This is a genomic window from Burkholderia sp. MSHR3999 (assembly GCF_000833595.1).
Classification (GTDB): Bacteria; Pseudomonadota; Gammaproteobacteria; order Burkholderiales; family Burkholderiaceae; genus Burkholderia; species Burkholderia ubonensis.
In genome coordinates this window covers 808,603-827,954 of sequence record NZ_JRFO01000001.1, presented here as the reverse complement: position 1 = coordinate 827,954, position 19,352 = coordinate 808,603, and the positions used below count along the sequence as shown (strand labels likewise).

General features: G+C 69.7%; 19 protein-coding genes. 13 read left to right on the top strand and 6 right to left on the bottom strand.

Features of this window, described 5'->3' with window-relative positions; all coding sequences use genetic code 11:
• Positions 1-30 precede the first annotated feature (30 nt).
• From KY49_RS04015 to KY49_RS04005, 3 genes are all read left to right on the top strand, one after another.
• Entirely contained in the window at positions 31-783 is a 753-nt protein-coding gene (locus KY49_RS04015; protein WP_042583451.1) for an AzlC family ABC transporter permease, read from the top strand.
• The gene (locus tag KY49_RS04010) at positions 780-1,121 is read left to right on the top strand and encodes an AzlD domain-containing protein (protein WP_042583450.1); all 342 of its coding nucleotides are present in this window, start codon (positions 780-782) and stop codon (positions 1,119-1,121) included. The genes KY49_RS04015 and KY49_RS04010 overlap by 4 nt, the downstream gene beginning before the upstream one ends.
• A 175-nt stretch (positions 1,122-1,296) precedes the next feature.
• On the top strand, positions 1,297-2,073 hold the full coding sequence (locus KY49_RS04005; protein ID WP_010091800.1) for a DUF4088 family protein: 777 nt from the start codon (positions 1,297-1,299) through the stop codon (positions 2,071-2,073).
• Positions 2,074-2,192: 119 nt separating this feature from the next.
• On the opposite strand, the gene KY49_RS04000 is transcribed toward KY49_RS04005, so the two are convergent.
• The gene (locus KY49_RS04000) at positions 2,193-2,567 is read right to left on the bottom strand and encodes a hypothetical protein (protein ID WP_042583449.1); all 375 of its coding nucleotides are present in this window, start codon (positions 2,565-2,567) and stop codon (positions 2,193-2,195) included.
• A 273-nt stretch (positions 2,568-2,840) separates the two neighbouring features.
• Between KY49_RS04000 and KY49_RS03995 the strand changes: the two genes are divergently transcribed.
• The 3 genes from KY49_RS03995 to fumC all read left to right on the top strand — a co-directional run bounded on the left by KY49_RS03995 (position 2,841) and on the right by fumC (position 6,177).
• Positions 2,841-3,059 (top strand): RNA-binding S4 domain-containing protein, encoded by a 219-nt coding sequence (locus KY49_RS03995; RefSeq protein WP_029226469.1) that lies wholly within the window; start codon positions 2,841-2,843, stop codon positions 3,057-3,059.
• A 151-nt stretch (positions 3,060-3,210) separates the two neighbouring features.
• On the top strand, positions 3,211-4,599 hold the full coding sequence (norM, locus tag KY49_RS03990) for a multidrug efflux MATE transporter NorM (RefSeq protein ID WP_042583448.1): 1,389 nt from the start codon (positions 3,211-3,213) through the stop codon (positions 4,597-4,599).
• A 183-nt stretch (positions 4,600-4,782) separates the two neighbouring features.
• Positions 4,783-6,177, top strand: a complete 1,395-nt coding sequence (gene fumC, locus KY49_RS03985) for a class II fumarate hydratase (RefSeq protein WP_042583447.1) — start codon at positions 4,783-4,785, stop codon at positions 6,175-6,177.
• A 64-nt stretch (positions 6,178-6,241) separates the two neighbouring features.
• On the opposite strand, the gene KY49_RS03980 is transcribed toward fumC, so the two are convergent.
• Together KY49_RS03980 and KY49_RS38020 are read right to left on the bottom strand one after the other, a co-directional pair.
• Positions 6,242-6,754: an acyl-CoA thioesterase gene (locus KY49_RS03980; RefSeq protein WP_010091795.1), complete on the bottom strand. Its 513-nt coding sequence runs from the start codon at positions 6,752-6,754 to the stop codon at positions 6,242-6,244.
• A 150-nt stretch (positions 6,755-6,904) separates the two neighbouring features.
• A complete protein-coding gene (locus KY49_RS38020; RefSeq protein WP_175550627.1) occupies positions 6,905-7,045 on the bottom strand; it encodes a hypothetical protein in 141 nt (46 codons plus the stop codon).
• 175 nt (positions 7,046-7,220) lie between these two features.
• On the opposite strand from KY49_RS38020, the gene KY49_RS03970 reads away from it, so the two are divergent.
• A complete protein-coding gene (locus KY49_RS03970) occupies positions 7,221-7,928 on the top strand; it encodes an ArsR/SmtB family transcription factor (protein WP_042583445.1) in 708 nt (235 codons plus the stop codon).
• Between the two features lie 141 nt (positions 7,929-8,069).
• Positions 8,070-10,760 carry a DUF6600 domain-containing protein gene (locus tag KY49_RS03965; protein ID WP_042583444.1) on the top strand — a complete coding sequence of 897 codons (2,691 nt, stop codon included), beginning with the start codon at positions 8,070-8,072 and terminating at the stop codon, positions 10,758-10,760.
• Positions 10,761-10,850: 90 nt separating this feature from the next.
• Here KY49_RS03965 and KY49_RS03960 read toward each other — a convergent pair whose 3' ends face one another.
• Positions 10,851-11,822 carry a thymidylate synthase gene (locus KY49_RS03960; RefSeq protein WP_042584550.1) on the bottom strand — a complete coding sequence of 324 codons (972 nt, stop codon included), beginning with the start codon at positions 11,820-11,822 and terminating at the stop codon, positions 10,851-10,853.
• Positions 11,823-11,863: 41 nt separating this feature from the next.
• Complete coding sequence (locus KY49_RS03955; protein WP_042583443.1) at positions 11,864-13,264, bottom strand: sigma-54 dependent transcriptional regulator; 1,401 nt, start codon at positions 13,262-13,264, stop codon at positions 11,864-11,866.
• Positions 13,265-13,793: 529 nt separating this feature from the next.
• On the opposite strand from KY49_RS03955, the gene KY49_RS36845 reads away from it, so the two are divergent.
• The 5 genes from KY49_RS36845 (at position 13,794) to KY49_RS03940 (ending at position 17,761) form a co-directional block, all read left to right on the top strand.
• Positions 13,794-14,144, top strand: a complete 351-nt coding sequence (locus KY49_RS36845) for a hypothetical protein (RefSeq protein WP_156162421.1) — start codon at positions 13,794-13,796, stop codon at positions 14,142-14,144.
• A 74-nt stretch (positions 14,145-14,218) separates the two neighbouring features.
• Positions 14,219-14,554, top strand: a complete 336-nt coding sequence (locus KY49_RS36840) for a hypothetical protein (RefSeq protein ID WP_139253197.1) — start codon at positions 14,219-14,221, stop codon at positions 14,552-14,554.
• A 721-nt stretch (positions 14,555-15,275) separates the two neighbouring features.
• The gene (locus tag KY49_RS36835; RefSeq protein ID WP_156162420.1) at positions 15,276-15,692 is read left to right on the top strand and encodes a hypothetical protein; all 417 of its coding nucleotides are present in this window, start codon (positions 15,276-15,278) and stop codon (positions 15,690-15,692) included.
• Positions 15,685-17,166, top strand: a complete 1,482-nt coding sequence (locus KY49_RS03945) for a sigma 54-interacting transcriptional regulator (protein WP_442854603.1) — start codon at positions 15,685-15,687, stop codon at positions 17,164-17,166. The genes KY49_RS36835 and KY49_RS03945 overlap by 8 nt, the downstream gene beginning before the upstream one ends.
• A 94-nt stretch (positions 17,167-17,260) precedes the next feature.
• On the top strand, positions 17,261-17,761 hold the full coding sequence (locus KY49_RS03940; protein WP_042583441.1) for a dihydrofolate reductase: 501 nt from the start codon (positions 17,261-17,263) through the stop codon (positions 17,759-17,761).
• 96 nt (positions 17,762-17,857) lie between these two features.
• Here KY49_RS03940 and pmbA read toward each other — a convergent pair whose 3' ends face one another.
• Positions 17,858-19,228, bottom strand: a complete 1,371-nt coding sequence (pmbA, locus tag KY49_RS03935) for a metalloprotease PmbA (RefSeq protein WP_042584548.1) — start codon at positions 19,226-19,228, stop codon at positions 17,858-17,860.
• Positions 19,229-19,352: the final 124 nt, after the last annotated feature.

The window sequence follows — 19,352 nt, the reverse complement described above, 5'->3', positions numbered from 1 at the left end:
CCCGCATATGGAGGAGCAATCGTGACAATCGTGAATCACTCATCCGCGTCATCCCCACGCCGTCCGCTGAACGAATGGCTCGACGGCGCCCGCGACACGATCCCGATGATGGTCGGCGCAGCGCCGTTCGGCGTGATCTTCGGCACGCTCGTCGCCGGCGGTCCGCTCGCCGGCTGGCACGGCGCGCTGATGTCGCTGACCGTGTTCGCCGGCTCTGCGCAGTTCATCGCGCTCGGGCTCGTCGCGGGCGGCGCGAGCTTCGTCGTCGTGCTTGCGACGACGCTGATCGTTAACCTGCGCCACCTGCTGTACAGCGCGACGCTCGCGCCGTACGTCGCCCATCTGCCGCTGCGCTGGCGCGCGACGCTCGGCGCGCTGATGACCGACGAGGTGTTCGCGGTCGCGTACGCGCACTATCGGCATTTCCCGCCGGGCGCGATCGGCCCGCACTACTTCTTCGGCTCGGGACTCGCGATGTACGTGAACTGGCAGATCTGGACGCTCGCCGGCCTGGGGTTCGGCTCGGCATTCCCGGGGCTCCAGTCGCTCGGCCTCGACTTCGCGATGGCGGCGACCTTCATCGCGATCGTCGTGCCGCAACTGGGCACGCTGCGCTATTTCTCGGCCGCCGCGACGGCCGGCGTGCTCGCGTATTACTGGCAGGGCTGGCCGTACAAGCTCGGCCTGCTGGGCGCGGTCGCGGCGGGGGTTGTCGTCGGCGTCGCGCTGACGCTGCTGCAGGACCGCGCACGCGCCGGCTCGCACCCGGAGGCCGCATCGTGAGCTACGCGCTGCTGATCCTCGGCATGGCCGCCATCACCTATGCAATCCGCGCGACGCTGTTCCTGTTCGGCGAGCGGCTGACGTTCCCGCCGCTCGCGCGCACGGCGCTCGGCTTCGTGCCCGTCACCGTGCTGACCGCGATCATCGTGCCGATGACCGTGTCGCCGCACGGCGGCGCGGCCGAGCTGACGTGGCGCAATCCGCAGCTCGTCGGCGCGCTCGCCGCGGTGCTCGTGTCGGCGGCGACGCGCCGGCCGCTCGTGACGATCGCGGCCGGGCTCGCGATGTTCTTCTTCTGGCAGGGCGTGGTGCTGCCGCACGGCTGGCTGCCCGGCTGAACCGGCGCCCCGGAATGCGCGAGCGCACATCCCGCTCAAGTTTCGCGCCGCCCGGCCGATAAACGGTTGAAGACCCGCTGTCGGTCCCGGCGCGCGCCGGACCGTCGACGACGCGCCGGCGCCGGCGCGCGAGACCCCGGCATCCGGCCGGCGCGGGCCGCCACCGAGACGATTCATGGGCCAGATCACCCTTTCCCTCAAGGACGACACGCTCGCGTCCTTGCGCAAGGACTACGACGCATTCGTGCGCGTGTCGCTGAAACTCGACCCGCAGTTCGCGACGCCGTCGTTCGAGGATTTCCTGCGCGCAAAACTGCTCGACAACATGGTGCCGCTCACCGAGCACGCCGTGCAGCGCATGCTGGAGGGCGGCCAGTATGCGTGGGCCAAGCGCACGCTCGACAAGGAATTCCCGGACGTGGTCGCGATCCTGATGCGGCAGGCCGGCGAATTCGGCTTCGGCTTCGCGTCGCGCTCGGAATGGACGCCCGACGAGCTGGCGAAGGCATGCCGCGACTGGGCGAAGGCGATCGTCGCCGAAGCGCAGGGCGATGCGACCCTGATCGATCCGCTCGCCGCGCAGATCAAGAGCGCGGTGCTGGACATCCAGGCGCTCGAGGAGCAGATGCAGACGCCCGCGTGGCGGCTCGCGGAATCGCTGCGGCAGCGGATCTACGAAGCCAAGCTCGCGTGTGAGATGAGCGTCGGCAGCACGGCGCGCGACAAGCTCGGCGAACTGCGCGGGCTGCTGCGGCTGGCGCTCGCGCACGGCTCGTTCCAGAAGGCGGAAGCGCAGCAGATCATGGAATACCTGCGGCTCCTGAAGCCGGAAATCTTCGTCGAGGAACCGTACGACGTGTTCGCGCGGCTCGCCGCGTGGCTGCGCAGCGTGTTCTCGCCGCCCGCGGTGCGCACGCAACAGGGCCAGACGCCCGAACAGCGCCGGCCGTGACCGCGCGCTCGCGGCCATGAACAACGGCCCGGGCCGCGCGAAGCGAACCGGGCCGCCGGGTTGATGCCGCCGCCACGACGCGCCTTCCGGGGCGAGCGTCGCGCGGCGGACGAACGACGTTACTGCGTGGCGCCTTCGGCCGACGCACCGCCCTTCACGCCGGCCGATGCGCCGCCGTCGGCGGCTTCGCCGGCCTTCGCCTTCGCGGCGCTGGCGTGCCCCTTCGCCGACTTCGCGGCGTGCTTGACGTGCTTCTTCGTCGAGTGGACGGCCGACGATGCGGTGTCCTTCGCCTCGTCAGTCGCCGAGCTCATTGCGCCGGTCGCGCCGCCCGACGCGTCGGCGCCGCCCTGCATGCCCGCACCGGCGGCCGGCGTCTGAACCTGCACGCCGGCGCCTGCCGAGCCTTGTGCGCCCGCCGTCTGCGCAAACGCAGCCGAGGTCGCGAACGCCGTCAGCGCGGCACCGATCAGCATCGTACGAATCGTGGACATGACAATCCTCCTCAAGAAGTTGTTGGCGTGGACTGCATCGATGCGGTCCATCGCGTCCCCCGCCGCAACATGCAACAGGTACGCCTAGAGACCCGGCGTTCGCAGGACGGGTTCGCCGATCTCGCAGACTGTTACCCACCGTTTCATTTGCTGACGAATCGCTCACACTCTTTAACATCCCGCGCCGACGCCGTATCGCCGCGCTCGCGCGCAGGCTTCCGGTGCCGTATGATGCGGGGCGATTCATCCCGCGCCCCGCGCGCTTTCCTCGTCATGCCCAATCTGGATTTCACGCTGACCGGCGAATTCGTCGAGTTGCACAACCTCCTGAAGATCACCGGCCTCGCCGACAGCGGCGGCTCCGCGAAGGGAATCGTCGCGTCCGGCGCGGTGAAGGTCGACGGCGCAGTCGAACTCCGCAAGACCTGCAAGATCCGCGCAGGCCAGGTCGTGCTGCTCGGCGACACGCGCATCGCGGTGCACGGCGCGTAGCGCAAGCATCCGGCCGCGCGACGCCGCACCCGACCCTGCGCGCGACAGGGCCATCGCCCCTCGTTCGACACGGTGCGAATAAACCCGTAAGCTAGGCGCCTCTCTCAAAATAAACACAGCGCGGGCCGGCACCCGCGCAGGCGTTCATTCCATGTCGCATTCCGGTCTCTCGCGGACGGCCGCCGCGCCGCCCTCCCTGTCCAGTCACGCCGCCGATACCGCGCGCCTCGCCGCCCCGCTCGCCATTGCGCAACTGTCGCAGATGGCGATGAGCGTCACCGACACCGTGCTGCTCGGGTCGCTCGGCCCCGATTCGCTCGCGGCGGGCGGCCTCGGCGCGAACTTCTTCTTCGTCATCGTCACGGTGCTGCAGGGCGTCCTGTCGTCGATCAGCGTCAGCGTCGCGCACGCGCGCGGCGCGCAAGCCGATCATCGCGTGCCGCACATCTACTGGACGGGCTTCGCGCTATCCGTGCTGCTCGCGATCCCCGCGATCGTCGCGCTGTCGCTTTCCGAGCCGATCCTGCTGATGTTCCACGAGCCGCCGGCGCTCGCGCGCAACGTCGGCGAATACACGGGCATCCTGCGGTTCGCCGCGCTCGGCAGCCTGATCGGCGTCGGCCTGATGCGCTCGTTCCTGCCCGCGATCGGCGCCGCGCGACGGCTGCTGTGGGTATCGATCGGCGGCGTCGGCGTCAACGCGGTGCTGAACTACGGGCTGATCCACGGCGCGTTCGGGCTGCCGCGGCTCGGCTTTCTCGGCTCCGCGGTCGCGACGACGATCACGATCTGGCTCAGCGCGCTCGCGCTCGTGTGGCTGCTGCACGGCCGCCAGCGGTTCAAGCACTTCGTGACCGTATCGCGCCCGAAGCTGCCGATGATGGGCGAGCTGATCGGCATCGGCTGGCCGGTCGCGATCACGTACGGGGTCGAATCGACGCTGTTCCTCGCCACCGGCCTCACGGTCGGCGTGCTCGGCGCGACGTCGCTCGCCGCGCACCAGATCGCGCTGAACGTCGCGTCGGTATCGTTCATGGTGCCGCTCGCGATCGGCCAGGCAGCCAACGTCCGGGTCGGCTACTGGGCCGGCGCGGGCAACGCCGTGGCCGCGCGGCACGCGGGCTTCGTCGCGCTCGGGCTCGGGGTCGCGTTCATGTCGCTGTCGGGCCTCGTGATGATCGTCGCGCCGCACACGATCGTCAGCCTCTACCTGCGCCTCGACGACCCCGCCAATGCCGCCACGGTGTCGCTCGCCGCGTCGCTGCTCGGCATCGCCGCGGTGTTCCAGATCGTCGACGGCATGCAGACGGTCGGCTCCGGCGCGCTGCGCGGCCTGAAGGACACGCGCGTGCCGATGCTCGCCGCTACCCTCGGCTACTGGGGCATCGGCTTTCCGACCGGCTACTGGCTCGCGTTCCACGCGGGTCTCGGCGCGCGCGGCCTGTGGTGGGGGCTCGCGGCCGGGCTCGCGAGCGTCGCCGCGCTGATGGCGTGGCGCTTCCACCGCAAGAGCGCGTCGCTCGCCACGCTGCGCGCGTGAGCGCGCCCGACGGCGCAAAACCGCCGCCGGCGCTATGCTAGCGGCTGTTCACCCGGATCACGCAGATCACGGGCCTGCGCCAGGCCCGCCGAAGAGACGCCGCGCACGAGCGGCGCGGCCTGCCCACGATACGCCCGACGCCGCGCGCCGCGCGGCCTTTCCCCTTTCGAAGAGGAGTGCATCATGAACGAAGCAGTTCGGATGGAACGCGACACGTTCGGCGAGATCGCCGTGCCGGCCGCCCGGCTCTGGGGCGCGCAGACCGAGCGCTCGCTGCAGAATTTCCGGATCTCGACCGAGAAGCAGTCGCCGGAGCTGATCCACGCGCTCGCGATCGTGAAGCGCGCGGCGGCGGCCGTGAACCAGTCGCTCGGCGTGCTGGCCGCCGACAAGGCGCACGCGATCATCGCGGCGGCCGACGAGATCATCGCGGGCCAGCATCCGCGCGAATTCCCGCTCGCGGTCTGGCAGACCGGCTCCGGCACGCAGACCAACATGAACCTCAACGAGGTGATCGCGAACCGCGCAAGCGAGCTGATGGGCGGCGAGCGCGGTGAAGCGCGCAAGGTCCATCCGAACGACGACGTGAACCGCGGCCAGTCGTCGAACGACGTGTTCCCGACCGCGATGCACGTCGCCGCCGCGTATGCGATCGTCAACCACCTGCTGCCCGCGCTGCGCACGCTGCGCGCGACGCTCGACGCGAAGTCGAAGGCGTTCGCCGACATCGTGAAGATTGGCCGCACGCACTTGCAGGACGCGACGCCGCTCACGCTCGGCCAGGAATTCTCCGGCTACGTCGCGCAGCTCGACCAGGGCATCCGGCACGTCGAATCGGCGCTGCCGCACCTGTACGAGCTCGCGCTCGGCGGCACCGCGGTCGGCACCGGGCTGAACGCGCATCCGGAATTCGCGGTGCGCGTCGCCGACGAAATCGGCCGCCTGGCGAAGCTGCCGTTCGTGAGCGCGCCGAGCAAGTTCGAGGTGATGGCGGCCGCCGACGCGCTGGTGTTCGCGCACGGCGCGCTGAAGACCGTCGCGGCAAGCCTGATGAAGATCGCCAACGACGTCCGCTGGCTCGCGAGCGGGCCGCGTTGCGGGCTCGGCGAGCTGTCGATTCCCGAGAACGAGCCGGGCAGCTCGATCATGCCGGGCAAGGTGAACCCGACGCAGTCCGAAGCCGTGACGATGCTGTGCTGCCAGGTGTTCGGCAACGACGTCGCGGTGAACGTCGGCGGCGCGAGCGGCAATTTCGAGCTGAACGTGTTCCGGCCGATGATCGCGCACAACGTGCTGCAATCCGTGCGGCTGCTCGCCGACGGCGCGCAGAGCTTCAACGACCATTGCGCGGTCGGCATCGAGCCGAACCGCGCTCGCATCGACCTGCTGCTCAACGAATCGCTGATGCTCGTGACGGCGCTCAATCCGCACATCGGCTACGACAAGGCCGCGCAGATCGCGAAGAAGGCGCACAAGGAAGGCACGACGCTGAAGGCCGCCGCGCTCGCGCTCGGCTATCTGACCGACGCGGAATTCGATGAATGGGTGCGTCCCGAGCAGATGATCGGGACGCGCTGACGCGCGGGTCGCGCGCCGCCGGCATCGCGCGGCGCGCGACGGGTCCGGCACGGCGGCGCTTGCGTCAGACCGTGCCCTTCGCGACCTCTTCGGGCTTCATCTCGACGATCTTGTCGAGCGCGGCGCGCACGTCCATCGCGTACTTCGCGAGGCGCTTCTGCTCGTCGGTCTCCGGCACGAACGGCGGCACCGGCAGCGGGTTGCCGTTCTCGTCGACGGCGACGAACACGACGAGGCAGTCGGTCGTCTGGCGCAGCACGCCGCCCTTCGGATCGCCGGCGTGCACCGACACGTGGATGTGCATGCTGGTGCGCCCCGTCGCGACGACGCGCGCTTTCAACTCGACCAGGTTGCCGACCATGATCGGACGCTGGAAGCGGATGTTGCCGACGCTGACCGTCACGCAGTAGCGGCTCGACCAGACTGCCGCGCACGCGTAGGCGACCTCGTCGATCCATTTCATCAGCGCACCGCCATGCACCTTGCCGCCGAAGTTCACGGACGACGGCTCGGCGAGGAAGCGGAAAACGGTTTCGTTGCGATCGAGAGTCGCGGTGGCGGGGGACGAGGCGGACATCTTGTTGACTCCAGGCGGCGGGGGGCACGGCAAACGGCGCCATTATACGGTGCACTGCGCGGTGCACCGCGACAATGCGCCGCGGCGCGCCGGCCGGCCCGGCGCGCGGGAGCGGGAGCGGGTCACGCCGGACGGGCGATGCGCCCCTGGTCAGCGACGCACCGTCACGCCCTGGTCGATCACGCCGTACATCTCGATATGGCTGCCGCGTTCGTCCGCGGCGCTCGCGCCGCCTTGTGCGCAAGCCGCGCAGACCAGCGCGGCCGCCAGCATGCAGAAAATCGTCTTCATCGTCGCATCGTGTCGCATGCGGCGGCCCCACTGCCGCCGCGCCCGGCCATTGTACGCGCGGGGCGGCCGGCCCTCCGCCACCGGCCCTCCGCACTCGACATTTCAGCCCGACGCGAAACATCGAATACGATCAGCGCCTACACTGCGAGACATCCCCCTTCTCCGAGGCGCCAAGATGACCGACTCCGACGACCACCATTTTCCGGGCCTGAGCCGCATCGGCGCGCTGATCGCCGACCCCGGGCGGGCCGCGATGCTGTGGGTGCTGATGGACGGCAGCGCCCGCCCCGCCGGCGAGCTCACGCTGGTCGCCGGGCTGTCGCCGTCCGCCGCCAGCGCGCACCTCGCGCGCCTGACCGAAGGCGGGCTGCTCGCGCTCGACGTCCGCGGCCGGCACCGCTATTACCGGATCGCGTCCGCCGACATCGCCGCGTCGCTCGAGGCGCTCGCGAACGTCGCCCGCGCGGCCGCGCCGCACCGGCCGGTTCCGCCGCCGTCGCGCGCCGTGCCCGCCGAGCTGCGCTACGCGCGCACCTGCTACGACCACATGGCGGGCGAGCTCGCCGTGCGCATCTTCGACGCGCTCACCGCGCGCGGCTGGCTGGACACGCAAGGCGACGCGGTCGACGCAACCGAGCTCGGCACGCAGGCGCTCGCGCGCTGGGGCATCGACGTCGCGCAGCAGCGCACGCGCCGGCGCCGCTTCGCGTGCGGCTGCCTGGACTGGAGCGAGCGCCGCTCGCACCTCGGCGGCGCGCTCGGCGCGGCGCTGCTCGACAGCTTCTGCGCGCAGGGCTGGGTCGAGCGCACCGAGCGGCCGCGCGTGCTGCGCGTGACCGTGCCCGGACAGCAGGCGCTCGACGCGTGGCTTACAGCCCCATGACGCGCACGTGCGGCGGACAAGTTTTGTTACATGACGGGCATGAGGTCTTACAAAACACAGAGCACTGAAACAGCCTGAGCGGATATTGTGAATTCAACGGCACGAATCGACGCGCCGGGATAACGACGAAAGACGCTCATCATGGCCACCCTGTTCACGCTCAAACGCACCACACGCGTCACCCTGCTCGCCTTCGCCGCGCTGGCCGCGCTGCCCCCCGCATTCGCGCAGTCGACGGGCGCGCCGCCGTACGCGGCCGCCCGGCAACAGCAGCAAGGCGATCCGCCCGGGCGCGTCGCGCGGCTCAATTACCTGTCGGGCGCCGTGACGACCGAGCCGGCCGGCACCGATACCTGGTCGTACGCCGCCGTGAATCGGCCGCTGACCACCGGCGACCAGTTGTGGAACGACGCGGGGGCGCGCTCGGAGCTGCACATCGGCTCGACCGCCGTGCGGCTCGGCGAATCGACGAGCCTGTCGGTGATGAATCTCGACGACACGACGACGCAGCTGAAGGTCGGCCTCGGCTCCGTGTCGACGCACGTGCGTTCGCTGCCGCCCGGCACGTCATATGAAATCGACACACCCAACCTCGCGCTCGGCATCGCCGGCCCCGGCGACTACCGCGTCGACGTCGCGCCGAACGGCGCGAGCACGACGGTCACCGTGCGGCGCGGCAGCGCGACCGTCTACGGCGACAACGGCCAGTACCCGCTGTCGGCCGGGCAGCAGGTCGTGTTCACCGGCACCAGCCTGCAGGTCGCGCAGCAGGCGCCGACGCCGGGCCTCGATCCATTCGACCAATGGGCCGCCGGCCGCGATGCCGGCGAAGACCGCTCGGTGTCGGCCCGCTACGTGTCGCGCGACATTCCCGGCTATCAGGACCTCGACGCGAACGGCACGTGGCGCGAGAACCCGACCTACGGCGCAACGTGGGTGCCGAACGACGTGCCGGAGGGCTGGGCGCCGTACCACGACGGCCACTGGATCTGGCAGGCGCCGTGGGGCTGGACCTGGGTCGATGACGCACCGTGGGGCTTCGCGCCGTATCACTACGGCCGCTGGGCCTACGTCGACGACAGCTGGGCGTGGGTGCCCGGTCCGGTCGTCGTCAGCGAGCCGCCCGTCTATGCGCCGGCGCTCGTCGCGTTCGTCGGCGGCGGGGGCGGCGGCTTCGACTGGAGCATCGGGCTCACGGTCGGCGGCGTCGCCGCGGCGGGCTGCGCGTGGTTCCCGCTCGGCCCGGGCGAACGCTGGCATCCGGGCTGGGGCGGCTGGAGCCCGCATTACTACGACCGCGTGAACCGGAACATCGTGGTGAACAACGTCAACGTGAACAAGACCGTGAACGTGACGAACATCACCAACATCAACAACACGTACATCAATTACCGCGCGCCGCACGCGATCACGGCCGTGCCCGCGACCGCGTTCGTGCATGGCCAGCCGGTCGCGCACTTCGCGCAGCACGTCGACCCGCAGCAGTGGCGCAACGCGCACGTGACGCCGGGTACGCCGGGCATCGCGCCGGTGCGCCAGAGCTTCACCGGCGGGCTGCGCAACGCCGCCTATCGTCCGCCGGCCGCCGTCGCGCAGCATCCGGTCATCGCGACGCGCAACCCGGCCGTGCCGCCCGCGTTCCGCGACCGGGCGGCCGAGCATCTGGTCCAGCAAGGCGCACGCGTGCCCGGCGCGGGCGCACCGGTGGTGAAAACCAGCGTGCCGCCCGACTACACGCCGCGCCCGGTCAAGGTGCCCGGCAATCCGCACGAGAGCGGCTGGGCGATGCGCAACGTGCAGCTCGTCAATCCACACGGCCCGGTCGTGCAGCCGACGCATGCGCAGGCCGAAGGCCAGCCCGGCGCCGCGCATGCGGGCCCGTCCGGCCCGTCCGGCCTCGCCGCGGCCGGGGTCGGCGCTGCCGCCGCCGGCCTGGGCGCGGCTGCGCTGATGGGCGCCATGCACGGCGGCCATCCGGCGAACGGCGAGCCCGCGCGTGCACCGCATTTGATGAACGGCGCCGCGCCGAACGCGCCCGCGGGCCAACACGCCGCCGCGGCGCCGGCGCCCGACGTCCCGCATCCGCCATCGTTCGGCAACGCGCCCGAGCTGCGCGGCGGCGCGCGCGCCGCGCAGGCCGCGCCTGCGCCATCGCCCGCGTGGATGCAGCCGCACCCGCCGATCGACCGGCAGCGCGCGGCGCCCGGCTCGTCCGGCGCGCCGACCGCGACCCATCCGGCGGGACAGAACGCGCTGCCGCCGGTGCGCAGCGCGATGCAGCCGCCGCGCCCTGACGCCGCACCGGCGCCGGCCGCGCGGCCGGCCGAAACCGCGCCTACGCCACGCGCATTGCCGAACCCGAGGGCCGACCTCGCCGCCCCGACGCCGCAACCGCGCCCCGATTTCTCCACGCCGGCGCAGCACGGGCAGCCGCGGCCCGACGACGCGACCCCGGCGCCGCGCCCGCGTGGCGACTACGCGCCGCCCGCGCCGCGCCAGGACGTCGCGCCGCCGCGAGCGAACGAATATCGCCCGCCGGCCCCCGCTCGCGAGACGCCGCGACAGCAACCGCCGGCGATGCAGATGCAGGCCTTGCCCCGGCCGCAACTGCCCCCGCCCCATGTGGAAGCCCGGCCGCAGATGCAGGCGCCGCATATGGAACCGCATATGGAACCGCGTCCGCAGATGCAGGCGCCACGCATGGAGCCGCGGCCACCGGCGCAGCCGCCGCGCATGGAGCCTCGTCCGTCGATGCCCGCACCGCACGTCCAGAGCAGCCCTCCGCCGCAGGCGCCGCACAACAATGGTCATGACGACCGCCATCGCCAGTAAGCGCCCGCGCAGATGAAAAAAAGCCCGGCCGGCGCAAGCCGGTCGGGCCTTCGTGCGAAGCGGGATCAGCGTCGCGCGAGCGCGCGGCGCTCAGACGGCCATCGGCGCGGTCAGCGGCTCATGATGCCGGTAGCCGACGAGCGAGAAGTCGGACGGCTCGACCTTCTCCAGCCATTCGGGCGCGTACACGCCCGTCTGCGCATACTCCGGCACGCGATCGGCGATCGCGAGCCGCGGGCTCTCGTACGGCTCGCGCGCGAGCTGCTGCTGCAGCATGTCGAGCTGGTTCTCGTAGATGTGCGCGTCCCCGACGAAATACGTGAACCAGCGCGGCGTATAGCCGGTCAGCCGGCCGACGAGCGACAGCAGCGCGGCCCCTTCCGTCAGGTTGAACGGCGTGCCGAGTCCGACGTCGTTGCTGCGGATGTACAGGCACAGCGAGATCTCGCGCTTCGCAACGTTCGGCAGGAACTGGTACAGCAAGTGGCAAGCCGGCAGCGCGATCTCGTCGAGCACCGCCGGATTCCACCCGTGGAACAGGATGCGGCGGCTGCCCGGGTCCTGCATGATCGTGTCGAGACACTGGCGCAGCTGGTCGATCGCCTTGTACAACAGCACCTTCGGCGCCCCGTCCTCGTCGAAACGCGCGACGATCCGAAAGCCGCGGCCGGTCGCGTCGGCGATCTGCGCGTCGGCGCCCGCGTCGAGCACCTTGTAGCCGGGCCACCGGCGCCATTGCACGCCGTATACGTCGCCGAGATCGTCCACGCCCTGCCGGTACGGATTCGCGAGCCATTGCGCGTTCTCGTTCGCATTGGCGTCCCACACCTTGCAGCCGAGCGCGCGGAAATCGGCGGCGCTGCGCGACGCGCGCAGGAAGCCGACCAGCTCGCCGATCGCGGACTTGAACGCGAGCTTCTTCGTCGTCACGGCCGGAAAGCCTTGCTGGAGGTCGAAGCGCAGCATCGCGCCGGGCATGCTGATGGTGCGGATGCCCGTGCGGTTCTCCTGCCAGGTGCCGGTGTCGAGAATGGTGCGGACGAGATCGAGATACTGTTTCATGCGGGTTCCTTCGGCCGCGAGGGCGGCCGCACCCGCCAATTCTAGCAAGCGTGCCGCGGAAGCTCAGGCAGCGGCGCCGAGAACCCGGCGAGCGCGGCATCGCCGCGCTCGCGCATCCCGTGCGCGCACATCAGCCGGTACAGCGTGACGCGCGACACGCCGAGCTCGCGCGCCGCGTCGGCGAACCGGCCGCGATGCCGCAGCAGCGCATGCTCGATCGCCTGCCGCTCCGCCGCCTCGCGCGCCTCGACGAGCGACACCGGCGCCAGCACCGCATAGTCGCCCAGCTCGAGATCCGCCGCGGTGATCGTCCGGCCTTCCGACATCACGATCGCGCGGCGCACGCGATTGATCAGCTCGCGCACGTTGCCCGGCCACGGATAGCCGTACAGCGCCGCGATCGCGTCGGGCGAAAAGCCGCGCAGGCGGCGATGCGAATCGCCCTTGAAGCGTTCGAGCATGTGCCGCGCGAGCACTTCGATGTCCTTGCCGCGCGCGCGCAGCGGCGGCTCCTCGATCTTCAGCACGCACAGCCGGTGGAACAGGTCCTCGCGAAAGCGCCCTTCGCGCATCGCCGCCACGAGATCGACATGGGTCGCGCAGATCACCCGCACGTCGACCGGAATCGACGCGTGCGCGCCGAGCCGCTCGATCTTGCCCTCCTGCAGGAAGCGCAGCAGGCTCGCCTGGCTTTCGAGCGGCAGGTCGCCGATCTCGTCGAGGAACAGCGTGCCGCCGTGCGCGGCCTCGACGCGGCCGGTCTTGCGCTGGTTCGCGCCGGTGAACGCGCCGCGCTCGTAGCCGAACAGCTCGGCCTGCAGCAGCGTCGACGGAATCGCGCCGCAATTGATCGCGATGAACGGCGCCTGCGCGCGCGGCGAGCGCTCGTGGATCGCGACGGCCGTCAGCTCCTTGCCGGTGCCCGACTCGCCGGAGATGAACACCGGCGCATCGGTCGTCGCGACCCGGCGAATCATCTTGAAGAGCGCGAGCATCGCCTCGCAGGTGCCGACCATCTCGCCTTCGCCGCGCCCGGCGCCCGGCTGCGGCGTGACCGGATCGGTCAGCGCGACCATCCCGTGCGCATGGCCGATCGTCTCGACGATGCGCGACGTCTCGAACGGCATCGTCACGTAATCGAAGCAATAGTCGCGAATCAGGTGCCGCAGCGCGGCGTCCCGCAACTGGTCGCGCAATGTCGCCGCGATCCAGCCGATATGCGGAATCGTCAGGCAGGGCTCCAGTTCGCGCAGGTCGGCCGGCTTGAAACCCGTCGAGAATTCGAGCAGCCCGGCCGTCGCGACGCCGTGCTGCACGACACGCCGCACGTCGCGCACGGTTTCGGCGAGATCGACGCGCCAGCCGCGCGCGTCGAGGTGCCCGCGCAACGCATCGCTCGGCTCCCGGGAGAAATAGATCACGTGCCGCGCTTCGGCTTCCATATGCCCACCCCCGTTCATCAACCGTCTGACGATTACCGCGCATGCCAAGTCGCATGCAAAAATCGAATCGGGTCCATGCCCAGGCTGGCTCGATTCACCATGCAATGCGAGGCAACGCCACACCTCGCATGATGGCGCTCACGAAATCGCGGACAGCGGCCGCGGGTCTCTTCGCGTGTGGTTGTTCTTTGGTGAAGACAGCTTAGTTACAGGCGTCGATCGAAACAAGCCGATTTCAACGCCATGCGCGTGCTCGAAGGGCAACCCGAACGAACCGGAGGTTCGCCATTCCTCTGCGTATAACCGCAGGCCCGGGCTGTTTCCGTATCGACACGTAGGTCGATTGTCATCCGCGAAGCGAATCGCTTGAATCAGCAGTACTCCCAAGGCACCTCGTTTCAGAGCTGAAACAAATTCCCCTCGTTTCGCCGCGCGCGCCGCCGCACCGTCGAGGCGGGCGCAATCGCGACAACAATCCGGGCGCAGTGGCATGTATTTCGCTGGTATCACTGCACACCGGAGACACGCCATGCGAACTCTTCATCGGCTTTCCATCGCCTGGGTCGACGTCGCGTTCACAGCCGCGTCGCTACAGGTCGCGGCGATCGCACAGGAAACCGCCCAGGGAGATGCACCCGACACCATGCTCGCGTCTCCGGCAAACGACGCTACATGGATGAAGCGTTACACGCAGGTCGACGAGAGCCGGCCTGCGCTCCAGCCGGCCAGCACATCGGACGTCGCGCTCGCGCCGTCGTCCACGCCGGGCAACGGCACGGTCACGCTGTGGGACGAGATTACTCCGCCCAAGCCACTTCCGGCGCCCGTGAACACGCAGCATGCATTGCAGGGCCGCGTCACGGCGCCACCGAGCAAGTGACGACCACCGACCTTCGATATCGAAAACCTGTCGCGCCCACCACTTCTTTCAATGAACCGTCCACGAGATCCGTCATGATCGCGCTGCCCTGTCCTCTTCCCGACAGGCCGGTGCCGGCAATCGCCGGCACCGGGTGCGGCGTGCCGGACGTCGGGCTTGCGTTGCACGTTGCAGACGCAAGCCGATCATTCATATTGGATTACGAATCATTTTTCGAGATCACTCGGCGCGACGGACAGGCGTGCCCGCCAGACGCACGCAACATGGTCAGAAGCAATGCGATCGAATGCGCCGAAACCCGACGCCCGCCGAGCTGCGGCAAACGGTTTTGTGCTCCGTCCCCCGGCGGGCACTCTTTTTACACGCTCGATGCTGTTTTTACACGCTTCCTTGATCAGGCCATCACGTGACGGAGCACACCGTGAAGCACACGCCACATTCCGATCCGTCAGCCGGACATGATGCCGGCGACGCAAATACGCCCCCGCCCGGACACCTGTGCGCGATCACGCCAGCCGGCGCGAGCGGGCACGTCGGAATGTCGGGTGAGGCCGGTCAGCCGCATTGCGTCGACGCTCGGCGCATGACGATGTCGCGCTCGACGTGCTCGACACAATGTCCTGACGGAACCATCGGAGACCGCGCATGATCCGTATGTCCGCCCGACGCGCGCCATGCGAGATCGGCATGTCCGGGAGACGATCGCTACGGTTGCGGCGGACGACTGACATGGCAATCCGCGTGAACCGCACCGCCCCATTCGCGCCGTCGAATCCCGACGGCCCGGATGCGTATGGCCACGGCGCTGCGGCCCGGATGCGAACTGCGTCATACCGTTCCACTGCATTTTGCGAACGGCGCGCTAGACATTGCACGCCGTCCGTCGCTCGCCGGTTACCGTATGATCGGTTCCGGCCGATTTCATATCCGGTTGCGTACACAACCGATTTACGCGTAACGCTCCGTCAGACGAGTGTCCCGCCAGCGCTGCACGACAGCAGGTTTACCAGGAGATGACGCACGGCGCGCAAGCCGTGGAACCGAAATTGCATGGTATTCGATATGCCATTCCGGACGCCCGCCCCCGAACCCGTCGGTTCGCGGCCAGGCCGTCCAACCGGGGGAGGGAACGTGTCGCAACAGCAGCCGTCCGCATTCAGCTTGCCCGCTGACCCGCTGCACCATGCGCGCACGGCGCTGCGCCTGCGCGCGGGGAGCGAACGCGTCATCCCGGACCAGCTCGCGGCGAACCCGACAACATGCGATGACCTGGCCGCGGCGGCCTCTGCGCGCCGGCCAGCAGCATGCCAACCTGCGGCGCTCGCCCGGCATCGGGCCGGGCGTCTCGCACCGACCGCATGCGCCACCGCGCGCCACACACCGACCGTCGTGTCGCGCGCCGGCCGCCCCTATACCTTGAAGAAACTCTCGGCGACGAAGATGCCAGCCGCGTTCGGGCGCACGTCCGACACGCCGGCCTGGATCGCCGCCCTGCGCGCTTCGCCCTCTTTCCGAAGCGCGCTTACGCAGCGAGGTTATCGTGCATGACTCTCATTTCGTCACCTCAGCCGCCCCGCAGGGCTTCGTGCCGCGACTGACGATCGCGCGCTCGGACGGCGCCGCCGCTCACGGCCACCCCGATGCCGTCCGGCCGCTCGTCTATCTGTCCCGCCACCCTGACGCGACGCTCGTTGCGCATCTGCTCGAGCGCCGCTGGGACGTGCTGCACGCGAGAAGCGCACACGACGCGCAGCGGCTCGTGAAGCCGGAAGCCGCACATGCGGGCATCGTCGATCTCGACGGCTTCGTGGCGCGCGATCTCCCCACGCTCGAGCCGATCCTGCGCCATCAGCAGATCGGCTGGATCGCGCTCACCGACTCCACGCGGCTCGCCGAACCCGACATCCGCAAGCTGATCCGCCAGTGCTGCTTCGACTACGTGAAAGACGCGCCGACGCTCACGACGATCGACTACCTCGTCGGCCACGCATACGGAATGATGACGCTGTGCGACCTCGATCTCGCGTCCGACGTCGCCGCAACCGGCGACGACGAAATGGTCGGCACCTGCGATGTGATGCAGAAGCTGTTCCGCACGATCCGCAAGGTCGCCAACACCGATGCGACCGTGTTCATTTCCGGGGAATCGGGCACCGGCAAGGAACTGACCGCGCTCGCGATCCACGAGCGCTCGTCGCGCCGCAAGGCGCCGTTCGTCGCGATCAATTGCGGCGCGATTCCGCATCACCTGCTGCAATCCGAATTGTTCGGCTACGAGCGCGGCGCGTTCACCGGTGCGCACCAGCGCAAGATCGGCCGCGTCGAGGCCGCGCATGGCGGCACGCTGTTCCTCGACGAGATCGGCGACATGCCGCCCGAGAGCCAGGCGAGCCTGCTGCGCTTCCTGCAGGAGGGCAAGATCGAACGGCTCGGCGGCCACGAATCGATTCCGATCGACGTCCGCATCATCTCGGCGACACACGTCGACCTCGAGGCGGCGATGCGCGACGGCGCCTTTCGCGCCGACCTGTTCCATCGCCTGTGCGTGCTGCGCATCGACGAGCCGCCGCTGCGCGCGCGCGGCAAGGACATCGAACTGCTCGCGCATCACGTGCTGCTGAAGTTTCGCAGCGACAGCGCGCGGAAGATCCGCGGCTTCACGCCGTGTGCGATCGAGGCGATGTACAGCTACCCGTGGCCGGGCAACGTGCGCGAACTGATCAACCGGATCCGCCGCGCGATCGTGATGGCCGACAGCCGGCTGATCTCGGCTGCCGACCTCGATCTCGGGCCGTACGCCGCCCAGCAGTCGTCGACGCTCGCCGAGGCCCGCGAGCACGCGGAGAAGCGCGCGATCGAGGCGGCGCTGCTGCGCCACCGGCACCGGCTCACGGAAGCCGCCGCGGAGCTCGGCATCTCGCGCGTCACGCTGTACCGCCTGATGGGCGCGCACGGGCTGCGCGAGCTGTCCGACACGGAGCAGCGCGCGGCGGCGGCGGCCGGCGACGAGCACCGGGGATAGATGCGGCGCACGGATCGAGCCGAACTCGACGCGCGATGCGCGCCGGCATTCCGGTAGAATCGGCGCCGTTCCGGCTTTCCCCTTCCCTACGTTCATGACGACGCTGACCCTGATCGTCGCGCGCGCCCGCAATGGCATCATCGGCCGCGACAACCAGTTGCCCTGGAAACTTCCCGAGGATCTCGCCTTCTTCAAGCGCACGACGATGGGCGCGCCGATCGTGATGGGCCGTAAGACCCACGAATCGATCGGCCGGCCGCTGCCGGGGCGCCGCAACATCGTCGTCACGCGCGACGGGTCGCGCCGCTTCGACGGCTGCGACACCGTCACGTCGCTCGCCGACGCACTCGCGCTCGCCGCGCGCGACGGCGCGCCCGAAGCGTTCCTGATCGGCGGCGCGCAGCTCTACGCGGAAGGCCTCGCGCTCGCCGACAAGCTGGTCGTCACCGAGATCGACGCCGACTTCGACGGCGACGCGACGTTCCCCGCACCCGATCCCGCGCACTGGCGGGAAGTGTCGCGCGATCCGCACCAGGCCGCCGCGCCGAACACGTTCGGCTACGCGTTCGTCGTCTACGAGAAAAAGCGCGGCTGACGCGCGCCCATGAAAAAGCCCGACCGGCGATTTGCCGGTCGGGCTTTTTTGTCAGTGCTGGCCCGTCCTGACGCGGCGCGAGCCACGCGACGCCGCTTACTGCCCGGCGATCGTCATCTGCTCGATCAGCACCGAGCCGGTTTCCTTCGTGCCGCGCACGATCGAATCCGCGCCGATCGCGACGATGTGCCGGAACATCTCCTGCAGCGTGCTCGCGACCGTGATCTCCTCGACCGGGTACTGGATCACGCCGTTCTCGACCCAGAACCCCGCCGCGCCGCGCGAATAGTCGCCCGTCACGTAGTTCACGCCCTGCCCCATCAGCTCGGTCAGCAACAGGCCCGTGCCGAGCTTCTTCAGCATCGCGTCGAAATCGTCGCCCGACTGCGTGTTGCTGCTGCGCAGCGCGAGGTTGTGCGAGCCGCCGGCGTTGCCGGTCGTCTGCGTGCCGAGCTTGCGCGCCGAGTAGGTCGACAGGAAATAGCCCTCGACGACGCCATCCTTGACGACGCTGCGCGCGCGCGTGCGCACGCCTTCCTCGTCGAACGGCGCGCTGCCCATCGCGCGCGGCACGTGCGGGTCCTCGACGATCTGCACGTGCGGCGCGAACACCGGCTTGCCGAGGCTGTCGACGAGGAACGAGGTCTTGCGGTACAGCGCGCCGCCGCTCACCGCCTGCACGAACGCGCCGAGCAGCCCGGCCGCGAGCGGCGCCTCGAACAGCACCGGCACCTTGCGGGTGTCGAGGCGGCGCGCGCCCATCCGCGCGAGCGCGCGCTCGGCCGCGTAGCGCCCGACCGCTTCCGGCGCCGCGAGGTCGGCCGCGCTGCGCTTCGACGTGTACCAGTCGTCGCGCTGCATGTGGCGGCCGCTGCCCGCGATCGGCGCGCAGGCGATGTAATGGCGCGAATACGGGTAGCCGGCGAGGAAGCCGCGCGACGTCGCGAGCACGAACTGCGAATGCTGCGCGGACACGCTCGCGCCTTCCGAATTGCGGATCTGCGGACTGACCGCGAACGCGGCGTCTTCCGCGCGGCGGGCAATCTCGACCGCGTCGTCGGCGGACAGCTCCCACGGGTGATAGAGGTCGAGGTCACGCGGCGCCGTCTCGAGCAGCTCGGCCTCGGCGAGCCCGGCCGCGTCGTCCTCGGCGGTGAAGCGTGCGATGTTGTACGCGGCGGCGACGGTGTCCTTGATCGCGGCCGGCGAGAAGTCCGACGTGCTCGCATTGCCGCGCTTCTTGCCGATGAACACGGTCACGCCGACCATCTTGTCGCGATTGTGCTCGATCGTCTCGACCTCGCCGCGGCGCACCGACACCGACAGGCCGTCGCCTTCGGAGATTTCGGTCGCGGCGTCCGACGCGCCGAGCGTCTTCGCGTGCCGGAGGATGTCCGAGGCGATTTCTTTCAGCTGATCCTGCGTATGCGGGAAATAGCGCGCTTGCGTGTCGAGATTGGCAGCCATCTTCGTTTTATCCGGTGGCGGGCTCGCGGCCCGCGTGTTCAAAATGTCGTATGCCGCGATCATATCAGTGTGCGCCGGGGCCGTTTCATTTCAGGTCCGGGACACCGCAATGGAGAAGCTTGGG